Annotated in this window: 4 protein-coding genes; 2 read left to right on the plus strand and 2 right to left on the minus strand. The window is 65.2% G+C overall.

All coding sequences use genetic code 11. The features are described from left to right. Positions 1-67: 67 nt before the first annotated feature. Positions 68-889, minus strand: a complete 822-nt coding sequence (locus QMX83_RS19735; RefSeq protein ID WP_282298347.1) for a pyruvate, water dikinase regulatory protein — start codon at positions 887-889, stop codon at positions 68-70. Positions 890-1,032: 143 nt separating this feature from the next. Between QMX83_RS19735 and ppsA the strand changes: the two genes are divergently transcribed. Both ppsA and QMX83_RS19745 read left to right on the plus strand, forming a co-directional pair. After that, positions 1,033-3,411: a phosphoenolpyruvate synthase gene (gene ppsA / locus QMX83_RS19740; RefSeq protein WP_282298348.1), complete on the plus strand. Its 2,379-nt coding sequence runs from the start codon at positions 1,033-1,035 to the stop codon at positions 3,409-3,411. A gap of 104 nt (positions 3,412-3,515) precedes the next feature. After that, positions 3,516-4,403, plus strand: coding sequence for a mechanosensitive ion channel domain-containing protein (locus QMX83_RS19745; RefSeq protein WP_282298349.1), 888 nt, complete (start codon positions 3,516-3,518; stop codon positions 4,401-4,403). A 57-nt stretch (positions 4,404-4,460) separates the two neighbouring features. Here QMX83_RS19745 and QMX83_RS19750 read toward each other — a convergent pair whose 3' ends face one another. Then, positions 4,461-5,336 carry an EcsC family protein gene (locus tag QMX83_RS19750; protein ID WP_282298350.1) on the minus strand — a complete coding sequence of 292 codons (876 nt, stop codon included), beginning with the start codon at positions 5,334-5,336 and terminating at the stop codon, positions 4,461-4,463. Between the last annotated feature and the right edge of the window lie 93 nt (positions 5,337-5,429).

The raw sequence follows: 5,429 nt of genomic DNA on the forward strand, positions 1-5,429 counted from the left end.
CGCCCCCCGGGGGCGGCGCCACCGGAGGCCGGCCCGGGGGCGGCGGGGGGGGGGCCCGGCTCAGGCATCAGTAGAGTTCGCGCTGCAGCCCCAGGGTCGCCAGCACCTTGCTGGAAATCTCCTCGATCGAGGTATGCGTGGTGCTGAGCGTGGGAATGCGCTCCATCCGGAACATGGTCTCGGCGGCGGCAACCTCCCGCCGGCAGGTATCCAGGTTGGCGTAGCGCGAATTGGGCCGGCGCTCCTGGCGGATCTGCTGCAGCCGGTCCGGGTCGATGGTCAGGCCGAACAGCTTCTGCCGGTAAGGACGCAGCCGCGGCGGCAGGCGGTCGCTTTCCAGGTCCTCGTCGGTGAGTGGGTAATTGGCCGCGCGCACCCCGAAATGCAGGGCCAGGTAGATGCAGGTCGGGGTTTTACCTGCGCGTGAAACCGCTACCAGGATGACGTCGGCGTCGTCGTAGTTGATGGCGATGCCGTCGTCATGGCTGAGCGCGAAGTTCATCGCGTTGATGCGCCGGTGATAGGTCTCGAAGTCCACCATGCCATGCGCCTGGCCGACCCGGGAGTGCCGGTTCACGGCCAGCTCACGCTCCAGCGGCTCGATGAAGGGGGCAAAAACGTCGAGCATCAGCCCCCCGCTTTCGGCCAGGATGATGCTCAGCCCGCTGTCCACGCAGGAACTGACCACAATCGGCCGAACCTGGTAGCGCTCCCCCGCCGCCCGGATCCTTTCGCAGGCTTCCCGCGCTTTTTCCGGGTCGTCGACAAAGGACATGCGGTCGGTAATGAAGCTGAATCCGGAGAACTGGGTCAGCAGGCTATGCCCAATGGTTTCAGCGGTGATACCGGTTCCATCGGATACGTAGAAGACCGGACGGATCGTCGTCATGCGCCTTTGAACCCCTCTGAAGCCTAAAAAGGCCGTCGATACAAGCTTGTGCCGACGGCGGTCTGCCCGGCATCATATCGGCTTCTTCCTACGGACGTGGCCATCCAGCCCGCCTCGGGCGATGGCCAAACGGAGCATCGCGCTTGAACGAGAACATCCTGTGGTTGCACGAACTGCGCTTGGCCGACCTGGCTCGCGTGGGCGGCAAAAATTCGTCGCTTGGCGAAATGATCGGCAATCTGGCCGGTCTGGGGGTTTCGGTCCCCGGCGGTTACGCAACCACCGCTGAAGCCTTCAAAGACTTCATCGCACATAACGATCTTTCCAAGCGCATTTTCGACAAGCTGGCCACGCTGGACGTGGAAGATGTCACTGCGCTCACCGCAGCCGGCAAGGAAATCCGCGGCTGGGTGATCGACGCCCCGCTGCAGCCGGAGCTGGATCAGGACATCCGCACCGCCTACGCCAAGCTGAGCGCCGAGAACGGCGGCGGCGACGTGGCCGTGGCCGTGCGTTCTTCGGCCACCGCCGAAGACCTGCCGGATGCCTCGTTTGCCGGCCAGCAGGAGACCTTCCTCAACGTGACCGGTGCCGACGACGTCGTGCACAAGGTCAAGGAAGTGTTCGCCTCGCTGTACAACGACCGTGCCATCGCCTACCGCGTGCACCACGGCTTCAAGCACGAAGATGTGTTCCTTTCCGCTGGCGTGCAGCTGATGGTGCGCTCGGGCGTGGGCTCGTCGGGCGTGCTGTTCACCCTGGACACCGAATCGGGCTTCCGCGACGTGGTGTTCGTCACCTCCAGCTTCGGCCTGGGTGAAATGGTCGTGCAGGGCGCGGTCAACCCGGACGAGTTCTACGTCTACAAGCCCACCCTGACCGCGGGCAAGCCGGCCATCCTGCGCCGCTCGCTGGGCAGCAAGGCGATCCGCATGGTCTATTCGGACGTGCCGGGCGAACGCGTGCGTACCGAAGACACCCCGGCCGAACTGCGCCGCACCTTCTCGATCAGCGACGAAGACGTGCAGGAACTGGCCAAGCAGTCGCTGGTGATTGAAAAGCACTACGGCCGCCCGATGGACATCGAGTGGGCCAAGGACGGGGTCAGCGGCAAGCTGTTCATCGTCCAGGCGCGCCCGGAAACGGTGAAGTCGCGCAGCCACGCCACCCAGATCGAGCGCTTCGCGCTGACCGAAAAGGGCGGCAAGGTGCTGGCCGAAGGTCGCGCCGTGGGTGCCAAGATCGGCTCGGGCGTGGCCCGCGTGGTCAAGACCCTGGACGACATGAACCGCGTGCAGCCCGGCGACGTGCTGATTGCCGACATGACCGACCCGGACTGGGAACCGGTGATGAAGCGCGCCTCGGCGATCGTCACCAACCGCGGTGGCCGTACCTGCCACGCGGCGATCATCGCCCGTGAGCTGGGCGTGCCGGCCGTGGTCGGCTCGGGCAATGCCACCAAGGTGATCGAAGACGGCCAGCAGGTCACGGTCAGCTGCGCCGAGGGTGACACCGGCTTCATCTATGAAGGCACCCTCGCCTTCGACCGCACCACCACGGACCTGGGCAACATGCCGCCGGCTCCGCTGAAGATCATGATGAACGTGGCCAACCCGGAACGTGCCTTCGACTTCGGCCAGCTGCCGAACGCCGGCATCGGCCTGGCCCGTCTGGAAATGATCATCGCCAGCCACATCGGCATCCACCCGAATGCGCTGCTGGAGTACGACCGCCAGGACGCCGCCACCAAGAAGAAGATCGACGAGAAGATCGCCGGTTATTCCGATCCGGTCGGCTTCTACGTGGACCGTCTGGCGGAAGGCATCGCCACGCTGACCGCCTCGGTGGCCCCGAACCCGGTGATCGTGCGTCTGTCGGACTTCAAGTCCAACGAGTACGCCAACCTGATCGGTGGCAACAACTACGAGCCGCACGAAGAGAACCCGATGATCGGCTTCCGCGGTGCCAGCCGCTACGTCGACCCGACCTTCGCCGCTGCGTTCGCACTGGAATGCAAGGCGGTGCTGCGCGTGCGCAACGAAATGGGCCTGGACAACCTGTGGGTCATGATTCCGTTCGTGCGCACGCTGGAAGAAGGCCGCAAGGTCGTCGAAGTGCTCGCCCAGAACGGTCTGAAGCAGGGCGAAAACGGCCTGAAGATCATCATGATGTGCGAAGTGCCGTCCAACGCACTGCTCGCCGATGAGTTCCTGGAGATCTTCGACGGCTTCTCGATCGGTTCCAACGACCTGACCCAGCTCACCCTGGGCCTGGACCGCGACTCCTCGATCGTGGCGCACCTGTTCGACGAACGTAACCCGGCGGTCAAGAAGCTGCTGTCGATGGCGATCAAGGCCGCCCGCGCCAAGGGCAAGTACGTCGGCATCTGCGGTCAGGGTCCGTCCGATCACCCGGATCTGGCCGAATGGCTGATGCAGGAAGGCATCGAGTCGGTGTCGCTGAACCCCGACACCGTGGTCGACACCTGGCTGCGCCTGGCCAAGCTCAAGGCCAACAGCTGAGCGCTGCCCTGACATGACGTTCATCGCGTTCGGTTCACACTGATCGCATCCAAAGCCCCGCCATATGCGGGGCTTTGTTTTTCCAGCCCCACCCCGGAGACCCCATGCTCGCCACCGCCGCGCCGATCACCACGCCCGCCTTCTTCCGCCAATGGAACTGGCAGCACATTCTGGAAACCTACGGCGTGCCGCTGCTGTCGGCGGTGGTGGTGCTGCTGATCGGGCTGTGGCTGGCCCGTCGCCTGTCAAACGTGATGCCACGTGCCACCGCACGGGTGGGCGTGGATCCGATGCTGGGCACCTTCCTGCGCAACGTGGTCTATGCCGCCGCGCTGGTGATCGTGGTGGTGGTGGCGATCGCCACCCTGGGCGTGCCGGTGTCGCCGCTGCTGGCGGTGCTGGGCACGGCCGGTCTGGCGGTGGGCCTGGCGTTGAAGGATTCGTTGTCGAACATCGCCTCCGGCGTGATGCTCGTGACTCTGCGCCCGTTCCGCGTGGGTGACGTGGTCACCGTGGCCGGTCAGACCGGCAGTGTGCGTGAAGTGCGCATCTTCCAGACCGTGATCACCGGCTCGGACAACCAGCACACCACCATTCCCAACAACCTGATCACCGCCGCACCGATCATCAATCTCACCGCGGAGCCGACCCGGCGGGTGGAACTGGTGATTGGCATCGGCTACGAGGACAACATCCAGCTGGCCCGCGACACCGCCCTGGCGCTGGTGAAGGCCGATCCGCGCGTGCTGGAGACACCGGCTCCGGACGTGGTCGTATATGAGCTGGGCGCGCACTCGATCAATCTGGGCATCCGCTGCTTCGTCAAATCGGCCGACTGGTTCGGCACCAAGGTCACGTTGCTGGAGCAGATCAAGCTGGGCTACGACAAGGCCGGCATCAACATTCCGTATCCGCAGCAGGACATGCATCTGTATCTGCATGGCAAGGACGGCGGCGTCCAGACCGCCGATGCATTGATTCGCGATCATTGATCGGTAGCGCCGGCCGTTGGCCGGCCCACGCACCGCGCGGGCACACGCGGCAATGCGTCAGGCCTGGTCGCCCTGCCCCGCCACCACCGCATACGCCGCACGCACGGTTTCATACCCGTACGTGCGCTCCAACCGGCGCACGATGAAGTGCCCGCGCGCCATGTCCTGGTAGTAATCGGTGAACATGGTGTTGAGCGTCGCCCCCGCCACCGCGCCGACAATCGGCACCGCCTGCGCGGCAAACTTCTCGGTGACCACCACGCCGAATCGCGCGGCCACCTTCTCGACGATCTTGGCCAGCCATTTGCCGGCTTCCTTCGGGGTCAGCCCGATCATCACCCCGCCGCCGCCCACGGCCACGCCGGTCAGTTCGGCCGACAGGTGACGCATCACTTCGGTGGTGAAACCGCGGGTGATGTAGTAGCCGGTTTCGCTGGCATCGTCCTTGCCCGAGTTGCCGCCCAGCGCGAACACTTCCAGGCATGCATGACGGGTGGCCATCTCGCTCATGTCGAAGCCTTCGCTGCGCGCCACGTCGGCCACCGCGCGCATCATGATGGTGGTGGACACCGGCAGCTCAATGAACAGCGTGGTGAAGCCGAACGCCCCACCCACGGCACCGGTGGCCGCTGCGGCCGCCTTGTGCCAGCGTGTGGAGGCAGCCTTGCCGGGGGTGTTGTCCATGCTCCACAGCGCGGCCTGGGCGGACTTGAACAGCGCCGCCTCCACCGCGCCGTGAATCCGCTTGGACACGGACTTGGGCAGCTTGTTGACCGCGAACTCGAGCGGCGAACCGATCAGGTTTGCCATCTTGGCGGTGAGCGTGGGCGATTCCAGCAGCGCGACGGCCCTGCGCAGGTCAGCGTAGTCCTGCGAGGTCGGCAGGATGTGGGACTGCAGCGGCGGGGGTAACGGACGGATCAGTTCGTTCATGGGCGGATCATAGCGCCGCATTGTTGAACGATCCGTTTCCCGGTAGCGCCGGCCGTTGGCCGGCCCAGGCGGTATCGAGGGCCGGCCAACGGC

The sequence above is a fragment of the Stenotrophomonas sp. PS02289 genome, assembly GCF_029960115.1.
GTDB lineage: Bacteria > Pseudomonadota > Gammaproteobacteria > Xanthomonadales > Xanthomonadaceae > Stenotrophomonas.